We start from the raw sequence: 16,808 nt of genomic DNA, 5'->3' as shown, positions 1-16,808 counted from the left end.
GACCAACCTTGTCGTTGTTTTAAAAGTGAAGATGCCGCATCAGAAGACGCGGCAAAGAACCTCACCACCTACGTTTTCGTCCCGCGCCTGATGGTCGCTCATGACACCACGCGGAGTCGAAATGATCGACACGCCCAGGCCATTAGAGACATGCGGGATGTTTTTCACCGACGAGTACACGCGGCGGCCCGGCTTGGACACACGTTCAATCGTGCGGATAACCGGTTCACCGTCGAAATACTTCAGTTCGATTTCCAACTCGGACTTACCGCCCTCGTATTCAACCGTGGTGTAGCCACGGATGTACCCCTCTTTTGCGAGCACATCAAGTACATGTGCGCGCAATTTGGAATTTGGTGAACTGACCTTGTTCTTGCGACGCATCTGCGCGTTGCGAATGCGGGTCAGCATATCCCCCAACGGATCAGAAATTGCCATCGGAGTTTCTCCTTACCAGCTCGACTTGACCAGGCCCGGGATCTTACCCAGGGAGCCCAGTTCACGAAGCGCAATACGCGACATCTTCAGCTTGCGGTAAAAACCGCGCGGACGGCCGGACACTTCGCAACGATTGCGAACGCGGTTCGGCGCGGAATTCCGCGGCAATTTTGCCAGCTTCAGGCGTGCGTTGTACCGCTCTTCCAGGGACAGGCTTTCATCTTTAGCCAGTGCCTTCAGGGCAGCGCGCTTCTCAGCGTATTTCTTTACAAGCTTCTCGCGGCGCTTGTTCTTCTCGATTGCGCTTTTCTTCGCCATCGTCGATCCCTTCCTTGCCCGTTACTTCGTGAACGGGAAGTTGAACGCGCGCAGAAGCTCGCGTGCTTCGTCGTCATTCGGCGCCGTGGTGCAGATGATCACGTCCATGCCCCAGATCTGGTCGACCTTGTCGTACTCGATTTCCGGGAACACGATGTGTTCTTTGATACCCATGGCGTAGTTGCCGCGACCGTCGAAGCTCTTCGGGTTCAGACCACGGAAGTCACGTACGCGCGGCAGCGCGATGGTGATCAGACGGTCCAGGAATTCGAACATCTGCTGGCGGCGCAGGGTAACCTTTGCACCAAGCGGCATGCCTTCGCGAACCTTGAAGGTTGCGATCGACTTTTTCGCCTTGGTGATCACCGGCTTCTGACCGGCAATCAGTGCCAGGTCGTCAGCTGCGATACGCGCCTTCTTGGAATCGCTGACCGCTTCGCCGACACCGACGTTGAGGACAATCTTTTCCAGCTGCGGAACCTGCATGACGTTCTTGTACTGGAACTTCTCCAGAAGCTGCTTGCGCACAACTTCGTCATAATGCGTCTTGAGACGCGGCACGTTAGTGGTCTCAGCCATCGATCAGGTCTCCCGAACGCTTGGCCACACGGACCTTGGTGCCATCGTCCTGCACTTTGAAGCCGACGCGGGTCGCCTTGCCGTCCTTCGGATCGGCCAGTGCAACGTTGGAAAGGTGAATCGGGGCCTCCTTGGCCACGATGCCTGCTTCCTGCGTCTGGGTCTGCTTCTGGTGGCGGCGAACCATGTTGATGCCGCGGACCAGGGCCTTGTTGTCAGCCGGCAGCATCTGGATGACTTCGCCGGACTTACCCTTGTCACGGCCGGTCAGCACAACCACCGTGTCGCCTTTTTTAATTTTCGCAGCCATCAGAGCACCTCCGGCGCGAGCGAAATGATTTTCATATGGTTCTTTGCACGGAGTTCACGCGGTACCGGTCCGAAGATACGGGTGCCGATCGGCTCCTTGTTGTTGTTGACCAGCACGGCCGCATTGCGGTCGAACCGGATCACGCTGCCATCGGGACGGCGGATATCCTTTGCCGTGCGCACGACGACAGCCTTCATCACGTCGCCCTTCTTAACGCGGCCCCGCGGAATTGCCTCTTTCACGGAGACGACGATGATGTCGCCTACCTGGGCATATTTACGCTTGGAGCCGCCGAGCACTTTGATGCACATGACACGACGAGCGCCGGAATTATCCGCGACGTCGAGGTTTGTTTGCATCTGAATCATGACTGGCTGCCTTGTTCTTCTGATGGCGCTCGGGTCACGGGCGCCTGATGCTCACTGAATGGAGCGCGGTCACTGAGCGACCACGGTCCAACGTTTGTTTTTAGAGATCGGCGCGCATTCTTCGATCTGAACAATGTCGCCAACCTTGTACTGGTTGGTTTCGTCGTGTGCGCGGTACTTCTTGGTCCGGCGCACAGTCTTCTTCAGCAGCGGGTGCGTGAAGCGGCGCTCCACATTCACCGTCACCGTCTTGTCATTGGCGTCGCTGACAACGGTGCCCTGCAGGATACGCTTCGGCATGGCCGTCTCCTTACGCGTTCGCCGACACGCGCTTTTCGCGCATGATCGTCTGGATACGCGCGATATCACGGCGGATCTGCCGGACACGCGCAGTGTTTTCAAGCTGACCCGTAGCCCGCTGGAAGCGCAGGTTGAACTGCTCTTTCTTCAGGCCTTCAAGCTCACTGCGGAGCTCGTCGAGGGTCTTAGCCCGTACATCGGTAGCCTTCATGGCTCTAACTCCTCGCCTGCCCTACTCGCCGATACGCTGAACGAAGCGGCACTTGATCGGCAGTTTGGCTGCAGCAAGACGCATGGCTTCACGCGCAATGTCTTCCGGCACACCGTCGATTTCGAACATGATCCGGCCTGGCTTGACACGGCAAGCCCAGTAATCCGGAGAACCCTTACCTTTACCCATGCGGACTTCAGCAGGTTTCGAGGAAACCGGGACGTCCGGGAAGATGCGGATCCAAACACGACCCGCACGCTTCATGTGGCGGGTCATAGCACGGCGGGCCGCTTCGATCTGACGTGCCGTAACACGCTCCGGCTCAATCGCCTTCAGACCGAATGCGCCGAAGTTGAGGTCAGTGCCTCCCTTCGACAAGCCGTGGATGCGGCCCTTGTGCTGCTTGCGGAACTTTGTGCGCTTCGGTTGCAGCATCGTTCTTCTCTCGTCTTTCTTAAGTTACGAGCGGCAGGCAGCTTGAATTAAGCTGCGCGCTCGCGGCCCCGATCCCGGCGTCCGCCGCGATCACCCTGGTTGCCTTCGGAAGCAGCGGTCGCACGGCGCTCAGACGCCATCGGATCGTGTTCCAGAATTTCACCCTTGAAGATCCAGACCTTCACACCGCACACGCCGTAAGCCGTGTGAGCGCTTGCAACACCGTAGTCGATGTCTGCACGCAGCGTGTGAAGCGGGACGCGGCCTTCGCGGTACCATTCGATACGCGCAATTTCCGCACCGCCGAGACGGCCACCGCAGTTGATACGGATGCCCTGTGCACCGAGACGCATGGCGGACTGAACGGCCCGCTTCATGGCGCGACGGAAAGCAACGCGGCGTTCCAGCTGCTGGGCAATCGACTGGGCGACCAGGGTCGCGTCGATTTCCGGCTTGCGCACTTCAACGATGTTGAGATGCACTTCGGAATTGGTGATGTCGGCGATCTTCTTGCGAAGACGCTCGATATCGGCACCCTTTTTACCGATGACCACGCCCGGACGACCGGAGTGAATGGACACGCGGCACTTCTTGTGCGGGCGTTCGATAACAACCTTGGACACGGCAGCCTGCTTCAGTTCCTTCAGCAGGAGCTCACGGATGCGGAAATCTTCGTGCAGAAGATCGCCGTATTCGTTCTTGTTCGCGTACCAGCGGCTGTCCCAGGTGCGGTTGATCCCGAGGCGCATGCCGATCGGGTTTGTCTTATGTCCCATCAGGCAGTCTCCTCAACTTCGCGCACGACGATGGTCAGGTTCGAGAACGGCTTCTCGATCCGGCCAACATGACCGCGTGCACGGGCCTGGAACCGCTTGATCACAAATGCCTTGCCGACATGTGCTTCAGCAACCACCAGGTTGTCGATGTCCAGGTCATGGTTGTTTTCCGCGTTCGCAATGGCAGACATCAAGGTTTTCTTGACGTCCTGCGCAATGCGCTTGCGGGAGAATGTCAGGTCCGCGATCGCGGAACCGACTTTTTTGCCACGGATCGAAGCCGCAACGAGGTTCAGCTTGCGCGGGGAAACGCGCAGCATGCGGGTCATTGCCCGGGCCTCATTGTCAGCGAGCGTCCGCTCACGCTTCGGCTTGCCCATCGTTACTTCCTCTTCGCCTTCTTGTCGGCGCCGTGTCCATAATAGGTCCGGCTCGGCGAGAACTCACCGAACTTGTGACCGATCATTTCCTCAGACACCAGCACCGGAACGTGCTTTTGACCGTTATAGACGCCGAAGGTCAAGCCGACGAACTGCGGCAGGATGGTAGAGCGGCGGCTCCAGGTCTTGATGACCTCGTTCCGGCCGGACTCACGGACCTTGTCCGCTTTCTTCAGCAGATACCCGTCGACAAACGGACCTTTCCAGATCGAACGTGCCACGATCCTTGCCCTTTACTTCTTCGCGTGACGGCTGCGGACGATAAACTTATCAGTCTGCTTATTGCGCCGCGTACGCTTACCTTTGGTCGGTTTACCCCAAGGAGTAACCGGATGACGACCGCCGGAGGTCCTGCCTTCACCACCACCGTGCGGGTGGTCGATCGGGTTCATGGCAACACCGCGAGTATGCGGACGAATGCCAAGCCAGCGGGAACGGCCTGCTTTACCCAGGTTAACGTTGGCGTGGTCCGGGTTGGACACGGCGCCAATGGAAGCCATGCAGGTTCCGAGCACACGGCGCTGCTCGCCAGACATCAGGCGCAGCGTGGTGTAGCCCTGGTCGCGGCCGACGATCTGAACGAACGCACCTGCCGAACGAGCGATCTGGGCGCCTTTGCCCGGCTTCAGCTCGACATTGTGCACGATCGTACCAACCGGAATGCGAGCCAGCGGCGCGGCATTGCCCGGTTTCACGTCGACGGATTCACCGGCGATGACGGTATCGCCAGCAGCCAGGCGCTGCGGCGCCAGGATGTAGCTCAGTTCACCGTCTTCGTAACGGATGAGTGCAATGAATGCGGTCCGGTTCGGATCGTATTCAAGGCGCTCGACCGTTGCCGGAACGTCCCATTTACGGCGCTTGAAGTCGACAAGACGGTAAGACCGCTTGTGACCGCCACCGCGGTTCGGAGACGTCAGGCGGCCGGCGTTGTTGCGGCCACCGGACTTGGACAGGCCTTCGGTCAGGGTCTTGACCGGCTTGCCTTTCCACAGACCAGAGCGATCAACTTGAACCAGCTGACGGCGGCCTGGGGACGTCGGGTTGAATGTCTTAAGTGCCATTTTTCTTAAGTCCCCGTCTTAGAGCCCGGTGGTCACGTCGATTGCGTGACCTTCCTGCAGCGTAACGACGGCCTTCTTGTAGTCGGACTGACGGCCGATGCGACCGCGGAAGCGCTTGACCTTGCCCTTGCGGACCAGGGTGTTCACTGCCGTGACCTTTACACCGAACAGCGCTTCGACTGCGGCCTTGATTTCCGGCTTCGTTGCATCGTTAGCAACTTTGAAGACAACCTTGTTCTCTTCGGAAGCCATCGTCGACTTTTCGGTGATTACCGGGCCGACGATTTTGTCGTAGTGAGGAAGTTTGCTCATTTAAAGCGCTCCTCAAGTGCGGACACCGCAGCCTTCGTCAACACCAGGGTGTTGGCACGCAGGATGTCGTAAACGTTGATGCCCTGAACCGGCAGCACATCCAGATGCGGAATGTTGCGGGATGCCAGAGCGAAGTTTGCATCGACCTCGGCGCCGTCAATGATCAGAGCGCTGGTCAGGCCGAGCTTGGTCAGCTGTGCCTTGAGCGCCTTGGTCTTTGCTTCGGCTGCCTTGGCGTCTTCGACAATAACGATGCTGTCTGTCTTGGCTTTCGCCGACAGGGCATGCTTCAGGCCGAGGGCGCGAACCTTCTTCGGCAGGTCATGGCTGTGATCGCGAACGATCGGGCCGAATGCCTTACCACCACCGCGGAACTGCGGGGCCTTCTTGTTGCCGTGACGTGCACCGCCGGAACCTTTCTGACGGACGAATTTCTTCGTCGTGCCGGAAACTTCCGAACGGCCCAGTGCCTTGTGGGTACCTGCCTGGCGCTTGGCCAGCTGCCAACGCACCACACGGTGGATCAAATCGGTGCGCGGCTCGAGACCGAAGATCTCGTCAGACACCGTGATCGAACCGGCCGCCCCACCTTCGAGGGTCTTGACCTGGAGTTCCATCACTCACTCTCCTTCCCGGCGGCCGCAGTCGCTTCGGTTGCTTTGAAAGCACCCGGAACCGGAACGTTTTCCGGCAGCGCCTTTTTGATCGCGTCGCGGACCAGGATCCAGCCGCCCTTGGCGCCCGGAACAGAGCCCTCGACCATGATCAGGCCACGCTCAACATCAGTGCGCACAACCTTCAGGTTCTGCGTGGTCACGCGGGCATCACCCATGTGACCGGCCATTTTCTTGCCCTTGAACACGCGGCCCGGGTCCTGACACTGACCGGTAGAACCGTGCGAACGGTGCGAGATCGAGTTACCGTGCGATGCACGGCCACCACCGAAGTTGTGACGCTTCATGGCACCGGCAAAACCCTTACCGATAGAAGTGCCGGTCACGTCGACAAACTGGCCTTCGACGTAGTGGTCAGCGGTCAGTTCCGCGCCAACGTCGATCAGGTTTTCCGCAGAAACGCGGAATTCGGCCACGGTCCGCTTCGGCTCAACCTTTGCAACAGCAAAGTGGCCACGCAGTGCCTTCGGCGTATTCTTTACTTTACGGGTACCTGCACCGAGCTGCAGCGCAGTGTAACCATTTTTTTCGTCAGTGCGGTGGGCAACCACCTGGCAATTTTCCAGCCGCAGAACGGTGACCGGAACATGCTCGCCTGCATCGTTATAGATGCGGGTCATGCCCACTTTCTGAGCGATCACTCCAGAACGCATGGATGTGTCCCCTTCGACCCGGCTTAGAGCTTGATCTCGACGTCGACACCAGCGGCGAGGTCGAGCTTCATGAGCGCGTCCACCGTCTGGGGCGTCGGATCAACGATATCGAGAAGGCGCTTATGCGTACGCATCTCGAACTGATCGCGGCTTTTCTTATCGATATGCGGCCCGCGAAGCACCGTGTACTTCTCGATCCGCGTCGGCAGCGGCACGGGACCCCGTACCTGAGCACCGGTCCGCTTGGCCGTATTGACGATCTCCTTGGTGGAGGCGTCGAGAATACGGTGGTCAAACGCCTTCAGGCGGATCCGGATATTCTGACCGTTCATTGTTGTTGTTCCCAATAAGACTGCGGGCCTGCCCGCGTTTCACTTGAAAGTCACCGGCAGGCCCGGCTGTCGATTATTCGATGATGGATGCGACGACGCCAGCGCCGACGGTACGGCCACCTTCGCGGATAGCGAAGCGCAGGCCTTCTTCCATGGCGATCGGCACGATCAGCTCAACCTCGACGGAGACGTTGTCGCCCGGCATCACCATTTCCGTGCCTTCCGGCAGGGACACCACACCGGTCACGTCCGTCGTACGGAAGTAGAACTGCGGGCGGTAGTTGGTGAAGAACGGGGTGTGACGACCACCTTCTTCCTTGGTGAGGATGTAAGCCTCAGCCTTGAACTTCGTGTGCGGGGTAACAGTACCCGGCTTGCAAAGAACCTGGCCACGCTCAACGTCTTCACGTGCGATACCGCGGATCAGCGCGCCGATGTTGTCGCCTGCTTCGCCGCTGTCCAGCAGCTTGCGGAACATTTCAACGCCGGTGACCGTGGTCTTCTGCGTGTCCTTGATGCCGACGATTTCGACTTCTTCGCCAACCTTCACGATGCCACGCTCAACACGACCGGTCACAACCGTACCACGGCCGGAGATCGAGAAGACGTCTTCGATCGGCATCAGGAACGGAAGGTCCTTCGGACGCTCCGGGGTCGGGATGTACGCGTCGACCTGAGCCATCAGCTCACGGATCGCATCGCGGCCGATGGCCGGATCGCGGTTTTCAACGGCTGCCAACGCAGAACCCTTGACGATCGGAATGTCGTCGCCCGGGAATTCGTAGGAAGACAGCAGTTCGCGGATTTCCATTTCGACGAGCTCGAGAAGCTCTTCGTCGTCGACCTGGTCAACCTTGTTCATGAACACGACCAGAGCCGGAACACCAACCTGGCGAGCCAGGAGGATGTGTTCGCGGGTCTGCGGCATCGGGCCGTCAGCGGCAGAACAGACCAGGATCGCGCCGTCCATCTGCGCTGCACCGGTGATCATGTTCTTGACGTAGTCGGCGTGACCAGGGCAATCGACGTGTGCGTAGTGACGGTTTTCCGTCTCATACTCAACGTGTGCCGTGGAGATGGTGATGCCGCGAGCCTTTTCTTCAGGCGCGCCGTCGATTTCGTCGTAAGCTTTTGCAGTCGCACCGCCGGTTTCAGCCAGCGTCATGGTGATTGCTGCGGTCAGCGTCGTCTTGCCGTGGTCAACGTGGCCAATCGTGCCAATGTTAACGTGCGGCTTGTTGCGCTCAAATTTTTCTTTCGCCATCGGATTACTCCGTTTCTCTAGTTCTTCTTGACGTTAAGAGGATGGGCTCAGGCGTATTTCGCCTGAACCTCTTCGGCGACAGCCTGCGGCACCTGCTCGTAGTGATCGAACACCATCGAGTACTGTGCGCGGCCCTGAGACATGGAACGCAGGTTGTTCACGTAACCAAACATGTTGGCCAGCGGGACCATTGCGGTGATGACAGTAACGACGCCCCGGTTCTCCGTACCCGCGATCTGGCCGCGGCGGGAGTTCAGGTCACCAATCACGTCACCCATGTAGTCTTCCGGTGTGACAACCTCGACCTTCATGATCGGCTCGAGCAGTTTCGGGCCGGCCTTTGCAATACCTTCGCGGAAACCGGCACGGCCGGCGATTTCGAAGGCGAGAACCGAGGAGTCAACGTCGTGGTAGGCACCATCGATCAGGGTTGCCTTGATATCGAGCATAGGGAAGCCTGCCAGCGGACCGGAAGACATGACGCTTTCGATACCTTTGGTAACGCCCGGGATGTATTCCTTCGGAATGGACCCGCCGACGATCTTGCTTTCGAAGACGTAGCCTTCGTTCGGCTCGGCCGGCTCGATGACCAGCTTGACGCGAGCGAACTGACCGGAACCACCAGACTGCTTCTTGTGGGTGTAATCCACTTCAGAAACCTTGGTGATGGTTTCGCGGTAAGCCACCTGCGGCGCACCGATGTTGGCTTCGACCTTGAATTCGCGCTTCATGCGGTCGACGATGATGTCCAAGTGCAGCTCGCCCATGCCGGCGATGATGGTCTGACCGGATTCTTCGTCGGTTTTGACGCGGAAGGACGGATCTTCAGCAGCCAGGCGGTTGAGCGCAAGGCCCATCTTTTCCTGGTCGCCCTTGGTCTTCGGCTCGACAGCGATCTCGATGACCGGCTCCGGAAATTCCATGCGCTCCAGGATCACCGGCTTCAGCGGATCACACAGGGTGTCGCCAGTCGTGGTGTCCTTCAGGCCTGCGATAGCAACGATATCGCCTGCATAGGCTACATCAATGTCTTCGCGGGAGTTGGAGTGCATCTGCATCATCCGGCCGACGCGCTCACGCTTGTCTTTCACGGTGTTCAGCAGGGACACGCCCTTGTTCAGAACGCCGGAATAGATGCGGCAGAACGTCAGGGAACCAACAAACGGGTCATTGGCGATCTTGAACGCCAGCAGGCCGAGCGGCTCTTCGTCGGAAGACTTGCGAATAATTTCGCTTTCGGTCTTCGGGTCGATACCCTTGATGTCCGGAACTTCAACCGGGCTCGGCAGGTAGTCGACAACTGCGTCGAGAAGCGGCTGAACGCCTTTGTTCTTGAACGCGGAACCGCAGAAGACCGGAACGAATTCGGTGCTGATCGTACCCTTACGGATAAGCTTCTTGAGCGTCTCGATGGAGGGCTCTTCGCCTTCCAGATAAGCTTCCATGACAGCTTCGTCGACCTCGACAACAGTCTCGATCAGAGCGTCGCGAGCTTCCTGAGCGCGATCTACGAGATCGGCCGGGATGTCGACAACGTCCCAGGCAGCGCCAAGGTTTTCGGACTGCCAGATCAGAGCCTTCATTTCCAGAAGGTCGATACAGCCAGCGAATTCGCTTTCAGCGCCAACCGGAAGCTGCATGACCAGCGGAGTTGCGCCGAGGCGTTCCTTGATCATCTTGACGCAGCGATCGAAATCGGCGCCCAGCTTGTCCATCTTGTTGACGAAGATCATCCGCGGGACATGATACTTGTCGGCCTGACGCCAAACAGTTTCAGTCTGCGGCTCAACGCCAGCGTTTGCATCCAGAAGGGCGACGGCGCCGTCGAGCACGCGCAGGGAACGTTCAACTTCAATGGTGAAGTCAACGTGGCCCGGGGTGTCGATGATGTTCAGGCGCTTTTCTTTCCAGAAAGCGGTGGTTGCAGCAGAGGTGATCGTGATGCCACGCTCCTGCTCCTGCTCCATCCAGTCCATGGTGGCTGCGCCGTCATGGACTTCGCCGATCTTGTGGCTCTTACCAGTGTAGAAGAGGATCCGCTCAGTCGTAGTGGTCTTTCCAGCATCGATGTGAGCCATGATGCCGAAGTTGCGGTAGTCCTCGATTTTATGCGTGCGCGCCATTGCGTCAGCCCTTCGAAGTCACAAATTACCAGCGATAGTGCGAGAATGCGCGGTTGGCGTCTGCCATCCGGTGCGTGTCTTCGCGCTTCTTGACTGCGGTACCACGGTTGTTTGCTGCATCGAGCAGCTCGCCGGAAAGACGGTCAACCATCGTGGTTTCGTTACGATTGCGAGCCGCAGTGATCAGCCAGCGAATTGCCAGCGCCTGACGGCGGTCGGTACGAACCTCGACCGGGACCTGGTAGGTCGCACCACCAACACGGCGGGAGCGAACTTCCACTTGCGGCATGACGTTTTCAAGAGCAGCGTGGAACACTTCAATCGGGTTCTCGCGGGTCTTGTTTTCGACGACGTCGAAAGCACCGTAAACGATGCGCTCGGCAGTCGACTTCTTACCGTCGTACATGATGGAGTTCATGAACTTCGTTACGACGATATCCCCGAACTTCGGATCCGGGTTAATTTCGCGTTTTTCAGCGCGGTGACGACGGGACATCTGATGTGCTCCTTACTTCGGCCGCTTCGCGCCGTACTTCGAACGGCGCTGCTTACGATCCTTGACGCCCTGGGTATCGAGCACACCACGGATGATGTGGTAGCGCACACCCGGCAAGTCCTTTACGCGACCGCCGCGGATCATAACCACCGAGTGTTCCTGAAGGTTGTGACCTTCACCCGGGATGTAGCCAATGACTTCGAAGCCGTTGGTCAGGCGGATTTTGGCCACCTTACGCAGAGCCGAGTTCGGCTTCTTCGGCGTCGTCGTGTAAACGCGGGTGCAAACACCACGCTTCTGGGGGCAGGCCTCCATGGCCGGCACCTTGTTCCGCTTCGGCGGATCTTTCCGCGGCTTGCGGATCAACTGGTTGATGGTCGGCATTCTTTGCCCTTTACCTTGTCCATCCAAAAATTCGTATGCAACTGCAGTCCCCCGCTGACCTTGACCCCTCCTCGGCCTGAGCCGTGAAGACATGCAAAATCGCGCCCGCGCGCTCAATGAAGAGCGGCCGGCGCTGCGAAAAACCAGAGGACCACGAGTTACCCCGCGGTCATGCAATCGACGCGTATTCGCCTATATAACCCGGCAGCGTTTAAGAGGACTGGGTCCTGCGCCTTGGTGGCGCTGGACGGGTTCGCACTTACCGCCTGCCCTTGGGATGCGCGGAAACTACTCATATGCACCCATTGCGTCAAGTGCTTTGTCGAAAAAACAGCGTTTGTGCGGGTTACAGATCCGCCATCTGAATTTCCGACATGATTTCCGCTACTTACCAGCGCCAAACGATAGTTTTCAGCAGCTTTTCGGTAATATTATTGCGCTGGCGGATTCCGCATTCCGGCGGAATTCTGAATCAACTCTAACCGGAATGACTCAAATCAGGTCAGATCGGTGGCGTTTGCCAGGTGATCGGGCAACGCAGGCCCTTGATTCATGGGACCGATTCCAGGCGGACCCGCCATAAACGCATTCCGGATTCGCCGGCCATAGCCCCTCACCCGCCGATATGCGCCTGATGCACGGCAGGTATTTGCGGGCGAGTGTTCTTCCAGCCTCCTCAGGCCGTGAAAGTCACGATCGCAACGTTTCCGGCAAGCGCGTCCTGGTAGGCACCTTCGTAAACCGGATCATCCGGTTCGCCATCCATCACGCCGATCTGGTCGAGCTCGGCTTCCGCAAACCCCTGAGCAGAGAGAGATTCAAGTGTCTTGCGAACCGCGTCGTCGTCATCCGGCGCTGTCAGCAGCGCGTGAATGGTGATGGCGTCATCCGGCGAAGCGTCTTCGTTTTCCCAGACCCTGCCAATGACGATGTAGACCACCGGGTCCAGTTCAAGTTCATTGTCGTTCATATCATCAGGCCTCTTTTGCCTCATTATACAAGAAAGGCCGCCCGAGGGCGGCCTTTCGACAGTTCGACGGGAAACCGATTACTCGGCTGCACCGGTCATATCTTCCAGAAGGCCTTCCGCTGCACTGTCCGAAGACTGCTGACGTTGCGCTTCCTGGATCAGGTCGTCGCGATGCGTCGCGATCTGACGGATCCGCTTCATCACTCCACCGGTACCGGCCGGGATCAGACGGCCGACGATGACGTTCTCCTTGAGGCCGACCAGCGGGTCGGTCTTGCCGTTGACAGCCGCATCGGTAAGGACGCGGGTCGTCTCCTGGAAGGAGGCGGCGGAGAAGAACGAACGCGTCTGCAGCGATGCCTTGGTGATGCCGAGCAGAACCGGCACCCCCTTGGCAGGATCGCGTGCATTGTCGATCGCCCGGCGGTTGGCTTCCTCGAAGTCGATCTTGTCGATCTGTTCGCCGGAGAAGAACTCCGTATCGCCCGGATCGGTGATCTCGACCTTCTGCAGCATCTGGCGGACAATCACTTCAATGTGCTTGTCGTTGATGGTCACGCCCTGCAGGCGGTAGACTTCCTGGATCTCATTGACGAGGTAAGCCGCAAGGGCCTCTACGCCTTTAACTGCCAGGATGTCGTGCGGAGCCGGGTTGCCGTCGAGGATGTACTCACCCTTTTCAATGGCATCGCCTTCCTGAAGATGGAAGTGCTTGCCTTTCGGGATGAGGTATTCGACGGGCTCGACACCTTCTTCCGCCGGCTCGATGATGACGCGACGCTTGTTCTTGTAATCGCGACCGAAGCGGATCGTACCATCGATTTCGGCGATGATCGCATGATCCTTCGGACGGCGAGCCTCGAACAGTTCCGCAACACGCGGCAGACCACCGGTGATGTCCTTTGTCTTGGCGCTTTCCAGCGGGATACGGGCCAGAACGTCACCAGCCTTGACCGAAGCTCCCGGCTGAACGGACAGAACCGCGTCAACTGAAAGCATCAGACGGGCATCGGAGCCACGATCGGTCTTGGAAATGCTGCCTTTTTCGTCCTTGACGACGATAGCCGGCTTGAGATCCTGACCACGCTGCGAAGAACGCCAGTCAATGACGACACGCTTGGTGATGCCGGTCGCTTCGTCGGCCGTTTCCTGAACGGACGCACCATCGACCAGATCCTCGAAGTCCACGATACCATCGACTTCAGCAAGCATCGGACGGGTATACGGATCCCACTCGGCAATCCGCTGTCCGCGCTTGACCGCATCGCCTTCATCGACATGCAGCTTGGAACCGTAGGCCACACGATGCACGGCACGCTCGTTGCCGTCGCTGTCGATGACAACGATGGACATGTTGCGAACCATGGCAATCAGGTTGCCGTCGCTGTCGCGATTGACCGAACGGTTCCGGATCTTGATCGTGCCGTCGACGTTGGACTCGATGAACGAGCTGTCGACAACCTGTGCGGTACCACCAATGTGGAAGGTACGCATGGTCAGCTGCGTGCCAGGCTCACCGATCGACTGTGCGGCGATGACGCCGACAGCTTCACCCATGTTCACGGGCGTACCGCGAGCAAGGTCACGACCATAGCAGGTCGCGCAGACGCCGGTTTCGGTTTCACAGGTAAGAACCGAGCGGATCTTGATCTGCTGAACCTTGGCAGCCTCGATGGCATCAACATCCTTCTCGTCGATCAGCGTGCCCTTGGGGACAAGCAGTTCGCCGGTCTGGTTGTTGTAGACATCTTCCGCAGTCGTACGGCCCAGAACGCGCATGCCGAGCGAAGCGATGACGTTACCGGCATCGACGATCGGAGCAACGGTGATGCCGCGCGTGGATCCGCAATCCGGTTCCAGGATGATGGAATCCTGGGCGACGTCCACCAGACGGCGGGTCAGGTAACCGGAGTTTGCGGTCTTCAGAGCGGTATCGGCCAGACCCTTACGGGCACCGTGGGTGGAGTTGAAGTACTCCAGAACCGACAGGCCTTCCTTGAAGTTCGAGATGATCGGGTTCTCGATGATGGAACCGTCCGGCTTGGCCATCAGGCCGCGCATGCCGGCCAGCTGCTTCATCTGCTGTGGCGAACCACGAGCACCGGAGTGCGACATCATGTAGACCGAGTTCATCGGCTTCTGACGACCGGTTTCCTCATCGATCTGGACCGCCTTAATGCGGGCCATCATCTCGTCAGCAATCTTGTCGGTACATTTCGCCCAGGCATCGACAACCTTGTTGTACTTTTCGCCCTGGGTGATTAGACCGTCGTTGTACTGCTGCTCGTATTCGGTCGCGAGCGACGAGGTTTCGGCCACCAGCTTGTGCTTGGTGTCCGGAATGACCATGTCGTCCATGCCGAAGGAGATGCCGGCGTTACAGGCGTTCTTGAAGCCAAGCTGCATGATCCGGTCACAGAAGATAACCGTCTCCTTCTGACCGCAGGCACGGTAAACCGTGTCGATCATCTTGGAGATGTCCTTCTTGGTCATCAGCTTGTTGCAGACCTCGAACGGCACTTCATGGTGCTTCGGCAGAAGCTCCGCGATGAGCATGCGGCCCGGAGTGGTCTCGATGATTTCGGAAGTCGGATTGCCTTCCGCATCGATGGACCGATACCGGCCCTTCACCTTGGTGTGCAGCGTGATGACCTTGTTGGCCAGCGCATGGTGGATCTCACCAGTGTTGCCGAAGACCATGCCTTCGCCCGGCTCACCTTCTGCCATGATGGACAGATAGTAGAGACCCAGAACGATATCCTGCGAAGGAACGATGATCGGGCCACCGTTTGCCGGATGCAGAATGTTGTTGGTCGACATCATCAGCGTACGCGCTTCGAGCTGGGCTTCCAGCGAAAGCGGTACGTGAACAGCCATCTGGTCACCGTCGAAGTCGGCGTTGAAGGCCGAGCAGACGAGCGGGTGCAGCTGGATGGCCTTGCCTTCGATCAGCGTCGGTTCGAAGGCCTGGATACCAAGACGGTGCAGCGTCGGCGCGCGGTTCAGGAGAACCGGGTGCTCACGGATGACTTCGTCGAGGATGTCCCAGACTTCCGGACGTTCCTTTTCAACCAGCTTCTTGGCCTGCTTGACGGTCGAGGAGAAACCCTTGGCGTCGAGGCGCGAATAGATGAACGGCTTGAACAGCTCAAGCGCCATCTTCTTCGGCAAACCGCACTGGTGCAGCTTCAGTTCCGGACCCATGGTAATAACCGAACGGCCGGAATAGTCGACGCGCTTGCCGAGCAGGTTCTGACGGAACCGGCCCTGCTTGCCCTTCAGCATGTCGGACAGCGACTTCAGCGGACGCTTGTTGGCGCCGGTGATGACGCGGCCGCGGCGGCCGTTGTCGAACAGGGCGTCAACGGACTCCTGAAGCATGCGCTTTTCGTTCCGGATGATGATATCCGGAGCACGCAGTTCCATCAGGCGGCGCAGACGGTTGTTACGGTTGATCACGCGGCGGTAGAGATCGTTCAGATCGGACGTCGCGAAACGGCCACCGTCAAGCGGTACCAGCGGGCGCAGATCCGGCGGGATAACCGGAACCACGGTCATGATCATCCACTCCGGGCGGTTGCCCGATTCCATGAATGCTTCGATAACCTTCAGGCGCTTGGCAAGCTTCTTCGGCTTCAGTTCGGTGGTCGCCTCGGCGATCTCCTGACGCAGCTTCTCGCTCTCGCGTTCCAGATCCATGCTCATCAGGATCTCGCGGATCGCCTCGGCACCGATCATGGCGGTGAAGGCATCTTCGCCATACTCGTCCTGAGCGGCGATGAAGTCTTCTTCCGACAGAAGCTGGTGCTGCTTGAGCGGGGTCAGGCCCGGCTCGAGAACAACATAGTTCTCGAAATACAGAACGCGTTCCAGGTCCTTCAACGTCATGTCGAGCAGAAGGCCGATACGGCTCGGCAGGGACTTCAGGAACCAGATGTGCGCAACAGGCGCAGCCAGTTCGATGTGGCCCATGCGCTCACGGCGAACCCGCGACAGGGTGACTTCAACGCCACACTTTTCGCAGATGACGCCTTTGTATTTCATGCGCTTGTATTTGCCGCAAAGACATTCGTAGTCCTTGATCGGGCCAAAGATGCGCGCGCAGAACAGACCGTCGCGCTCAGGCTTGAACGTACGGTAGTTAATGGTCTCCGGCTTTTTGATTTCGCCGAAAGACCAGGACAAGATCTTTTCCGGGCTCGCAAGCGAAATCCGGATATTGTCGAAGGTCTGTGCGGGAGCCTGCTGATTGAACAGGTTCATGACCTCATGATTCATGATGCATCTCCTTCGATGCGCGGTGGGGGAGCGAGCTCTTGCGCCCCTCCCCGCAACCGGCATTCCAAGTCATTTGTGGTCCG

Annotated in this window: 22 protein-coding genes; all 22 read right to left on the bottom strand. The window is 58.5% G+C overall.

Annotated features, from left to right (window positions below; genetic code table 11):
* Window positions 1-39: 39 nt before the first annotated feature.
* The gene (gene rpsH, locus HEP89_RS20050; RefSeq protein WP_006936438.1) at window positions 40-438 is read right to left on the bottom strand and encodes a 30S ribosomal protein S8; all 399 of its coding nucleotides are present in this window, start codon (window positions 436-438) and stop codon (window positions 40-42) included.
* Between the two features lie 12 nt (window positions 439-450).
* A complete protein-coding gene (rpsN, locus tag HEP89_RS20045; RefSeq protein ID WP_006936439.1) occupies window positions 451-756 on the bottom strand; it encodes a 30S ribosomal protein S14 in 306 nt (101 codons plus the stop codon).
* Window positions 757-777: 21 nt separating this feature from the next.
* Window positions 778-1,335 carry a 50S ribosomal protein L5 gene (rplE, locus tag HEP89_RS20040; protein WP_022998246.1) on the bottom strand — a complete coding sequence of 186 codons (558 nt, stop codon included), beginning with the start codon at window positions 1,333-1,335 and terminating at the stop codon, window positions 778-780.
* A complete protein-coding gene (gene rplX / locus HEP89_RS20035) occupies window positions 1,328-1,645 on the bottom strand; it encodes a 50S ribosomal protein L24 (RefSeq protein ID WP_006936441.1) in 318 nt (105 codons plus the stop codon). The genes rplE and rplX overlap by 8 nt, the downstream gene beginning before the upstream one ends.
* Window positions 1,645-2,013 (bottom strand): 50S ribosomal protein L14, encoded by a 369-nt coding sequence (rplN, locus tag HEP89_RS20030; protein WP_006936443.1) that lies wholly within the window; start codon window positions 2,011-2,013, stop codon window positions 1,645-1,647. The genes rplX and rplN overlap by 1 nt, the downstream gene beginning before the upstream one ends.
* Before the next feature lie 69 nt (window positions 2,014-2,082).
* On the bottom strand, window positions 2,083-2,313 hold the full coding sequence (gene rpsQ / locus HEP89_RS20025) for a 30S ribosomal protein S17 (RefSeq protein WP_022998245.1): 231 nt from the start codon (window positions 2,311-2,313) through the stop codon (window positions 2,083-2,085).
* Window positions 2,314-2,323: 10 nt separating this feature from the next.
* Window positions 2,324-2,524 (bottom strand): 50S ribosomal protein L29, encoded by a 201-nt coding sequence (gene rpmC / locus HEP89_RS20020; protein WP_006936445.1) that lies wholly within the window; start codon window positions 2,522-2,524, stop codon window positions 2,324-2,326.
* Window positions 2,525-2,545: 21 nt separating this feature from the next.
* Window positions 2,546-2,959 (bottom strand): 50S ribosomal protein L16, encoded by a 414-nt coding sequence (rplP, locus tag HEP89_RS20015; protein ID WP_022998244.1) that lies wholly within the window; start codon window positions 2,957-2,959, stop codon window positions 2,546-2,548.
* A gap of 47 nt (window positions 2,960-3,006) precedes the next feature.
* Complete coding sequence (gene rpsC, locus HEP89_RS20010; RefSeq protein WP_006936448.1) at window positions 3,007-3,735, bottom strand: 30S ribosomal protein S3; 729 nt, start codon at window positions 3,733-3,735, stop codon at window positions 3,007-3,009.
* Window positions 3,735-4,115, bottom strand: a complete 381-nt coding sequence (gene rplV / locus HEP89_RS20005; protein WP_168692907.1) for a 50S ribosomal protein L22 — start codon at window positions 4,113-4,115, stop codon at window positions 3,735-3,737. Before rplV ends, rpsC begins: the two co-directional genes overlap by 1 nt.
* Before the next feature lie 2 nt (window positions 4,116-4,117).
* The gene (gene rpsS / locus HEP89_RS20000; protein WP_022998243.1) at window positions 4,118-4,396 is read right to left on the bottom strand and encodes a 30S ribosomal protein S19; all 279 of its coding nucleotides are present in this window, start codon (window positions 4,394-4,396) and stop codon (window positions 4,118-4,120) included.
* A gap of 12 nt (window positions 4,397-4,408) precedes the next feature.
* The gene (gene rplB, locus HEP89_RS19995) at window positions 4,409-5,239 is read right to left on the bottom strand and encodes a 50S ribosomal protein L2 (protein ID WP_055654715.1); all 831 of its coding nucleotides are present in this window, start codon (window positions 5,237-5,239) and stop codon (window positions 4,409-4,411) included.
* A gap of 18 nt (window positions 5,240-5,257) precedes the next feature.
* Entirely contained in the window at window positions 5,258-5,551 is a 294-nt protein-coding gene (locus tag HEP89_RS19990; protein ID WP_006936452.1) for a 50S ribosomal protein L23, read from the bottom strand.
* Window positions 5,548-6,168 carry a 50S ribosomal protein L4 gene (gene rplD, locus HEP89_RS19985; protein WP_055654717.1) on the bottom strand — a complete coding sequence of 207 codons (621 nt, stop codon included), beginning with the start codon at window positions 6,166-6,168 and terminating at the stop codon, window positions 5,548-5,550. Before rplD ends, HEP89_RS19990 begins: the two co-directional genes overlap by 4 nt.
* Window positions 6,168-6,878, bottom strand: coding sequence for a 50S ribosomal protein L3 (gene rplC / locus HEP89_RS19980; protein ID WP_031268311.1), 711 nt, complete (start codon window positions 6,876-6,878; stop codon window positions 6,168-6,170). The genes rplD and rplC overlap by 1 nt, the downstream gene beginning before the upstream one ends.
* A 23-nt stretch (window positions 6,879-6,901) precedes the next feature.
* Complete coding sequence (gene rpsJ, locus HEP89_RS19975; protein WP_006936455.1) at window positions 6,902-7,210, bottom strand: 30S ribosomal protein S10; 309 nt, start codon at window positions 7,208-7,210, stop codon at window positions 6,902-6,904.
* 73 nt (window positions 7,211-7,283) lie between these two features.
* On the bottom strand, window positions 7,284-8,474 hold the full coding sequence (gene tuf, locus HEP89_RS19970; protein ID WP_006936456.1) for an elongation factor Tu: 1,191 nt from the start codon (window positions 8,472-8,474) through the stop codon (window positions 7,284-7,286).
* Window positions 8,475-8,521: 47 nt separating this feature from the next.
* Window positions 8,522-10,597 (bottom strand): elongation factor G, encoded by a 2,076-nt coding sequence (fusA, locus tag HEP89_RS19965; RefSeq protein WP_055654719.1) that lies wholly within the window; start codon window positions 10,595-10,597, stop codon window positions 8,522-8,524.
* A 25-nt stretch (window positions 10,598-10,622) separates the two neighbouring features.
* Entirely contained in the window at window positions 10,623-11,093 is a 471-nt protein-coding gene (gene rpsG / locus HEP89_RS19960; RefSeq protein WP_023001588.1) for a 30S ribosomal protein S7, read from the bottom strand.
* 12 nt (window positions 11,094-11,105) lie between these two features.
* Window positions 11,106-11,477: a 30S ribosomal protein S12 gene (rpsL, locus tag HEP89_RS19955; protein ID WP_006936459.1), complete on the bottom strand. Its 372-nt coding sequence runs from the start codon at window positions 11,475-11,477 to the stop codon at window positions 11,106-11,108.
* Between the two features lie 676 nt (window positions 11,478-12,153).
* Complete coding sequence (locus tag HEP89_RS19950) at window positions 12,154-12,447, bottom strand: hypothetical protein (RefSeq protein WP_023001587.1); 294 nt, start codon at window positions 12,445-12,447, stop codon at window positions 12,154-12,156.
* 78 nt (window positions 12,448-12,525) lie between these two features.
* Complete coding sequence (gene rpoC, locus HEP89_RS19945; RefSeq protein WP_168692906.1) at window positions 12,526-16,725, bottom strand: DNA-directed RNA polymerase subunit beta'; 4,200 nt, start codon at window positions 16,723-16,725, stop codon at window positions 12,526-12,528.
* Window positions 16,726-16,808: the final 83 nt, after the last annotated feature.

It is taken from the genome of Labrenzia sp. 5N (genome assembly GCF_012395805.1).
Classification (GTDB): domain Bacteria; phylum Pseudomonadota; class Alphaproteobacteria; order Rhizobiales; family Stappiaceae; genus Roseibium; species Roseibium algicola.
The sequence above is the reverse complement of the archived record's forward strand: the minus strand, read 5'-3'. Positions and strand labels throughout refer to the sequence as shown.

What these genes read in the sequence shown, in the direction of transcription:
- rpsH (WP_006936438.1), bottom strand. Translation starts at nt 438, where the DNA reads ATGGCAATTTCTGATCCGTTGGGGGATATGCTGACCCGCATTCGCAAC.
- rpsN (WP_006936439.1), bottom strand. Translation starts at nt 756, where the DNA reads ATGGCGAAGAAAAGCGCAATCGAGAAGAACAAGCGCCGCGAGAAGCTT.
- rplE (WP_022998246.1), bottom strand. Translation starts at nt 1,335, where the DNA reads ATGGCTGAGACCACTAACGTGCCGCGTCTCAAGACGCATTATGACGAA.
- rplX (WP_006936441.1), bottom strand. Translation starts at nt 1,645, where the DNA reads ATGGCTGCGAAAATTAAAAAAGGCGACACGGTGGTTGTGCTGACCGGC.
- rplN (WP_006936443.1), bottom strand. Translation starts at nt 2,013, where the DNA reads ATGATTCAGATGCAAACAAACCTCGACGTCGCGGATAATTCCGGCGCT.
- rpsQ (WP_022998245.1), bottom strand. Translation starts at nt 2,313, where the DNA reads ATGCCGAAGCGTATCCTGCAGGGCACCGTTGTCAGCGACGCCAATGAC.
- rpmC (WP_006936445.1), bottom strand. Translation starts at nt 2,524, where the DNA reads ATGAAGGCTACCGATGTACGGGCTAAGACCCTCGACGAGCTCCGCAGT.
- rplP (WP_022998244.1), bottom strand. Translation starts at nt 2,959, where the DNA reads ATGCTGCAACCGAAGCGCACAAAGTTCCGCAAGCAGCACAAGGGCCGC.
- rpsC (WP_006936448.1), bottom strand. Translation starts at nt 3,735, where the DNA reads ATGGGACATAAGACAAACCCGATCGGCATGCGCCTCGGGATCAACCGC.
- rplV (WP_168692907.1), bottom strand. Translation starts at nt 4,115, where the DNA reads ATGGGCAAGCCGAAGCGTGAGCGGACGCTCGCTGACAATGAGGCCCGG.
- rplB (WP_055654715.1), bottom strand. Translation starts at nt 5,239, where the DNA reads ATGGCACTTAAGACATTCAACCCGACGTCCCCAGGCCGCCGTCAGCTG.
- HEP89_RS19990 (WP_006936452.1), bottom strand. Translation starts at nt 5,551, where the DNA reads ATGAGCAAACTTCCTCACTACGACAAAATCGTCGGCCCGGTAATCACC.
- rplD (WP_055654717.1), bottom strand. Translation starts at nt 6,168, where the DNA reads ATGGAACTCCAGGTCAAGACCCTCGAAGGTGGGGCGGCCGGTTCGATC.
- rplC (WP_031268311.1), bottom strand. Translation starts at nt 6,878, where the DNA reads ATGCGTTCTGGAGTGATCGCTCAGAAAGTGGGCATGACCCGCATCTAT.
- rpsJ (WP_006936455.1), bottom strand. Translation starts at nt 7,210, where the DNA reads ATGAACGGTCAGAATATCCGGATCCGCCTGAAGGCGTTTGACCACCGT.
- tuf (WP_006936456.1), bottom strand. Translation starts at nt 8,474, where the DNA reads ATGGCGAAAGAAAAATTTGAGCGCAACAAGCCGCACGTTAACATTGGC.
- fusA (WP_055654719.1), bottom strand. Translation starts at nt 10,597, where the DNA reads ATGGCGCGCACGCATAAAATCGAGGACTACCGCAACTTCGGCATCATG.
- rpsG (WP_023001588.1), bottom strand. Translation starts at nt 11,093, where the DNA reads ATGTCCCGTCGTCACCGCGCTGAAAAACGCGAAATTAACCCGGATCCG.
- rpsL (WP_006936459.1), bottom strand. Translation starts at nt 11,477, where the DNA reads ATGCCGACCATCAACCAGTTGATCCGCAAGCCGCGGAAAGATCCGCCG.
- HEP89_RS19950 (WP_023001587.1), bottom strand. Translation starts at nt 12,447, where the DNA reads ATGAACGACAATGAACTTGAACTGGACCCGGTGGTCTACATCGTCATT.
- rpoC (WP_168692906.1), bottom strand. Translation starts at nt 16,725, where the DNA reads ATGAATCATGAGGTCATGAACCTGTTCAATCAGCAGGCTCCCGCACAG.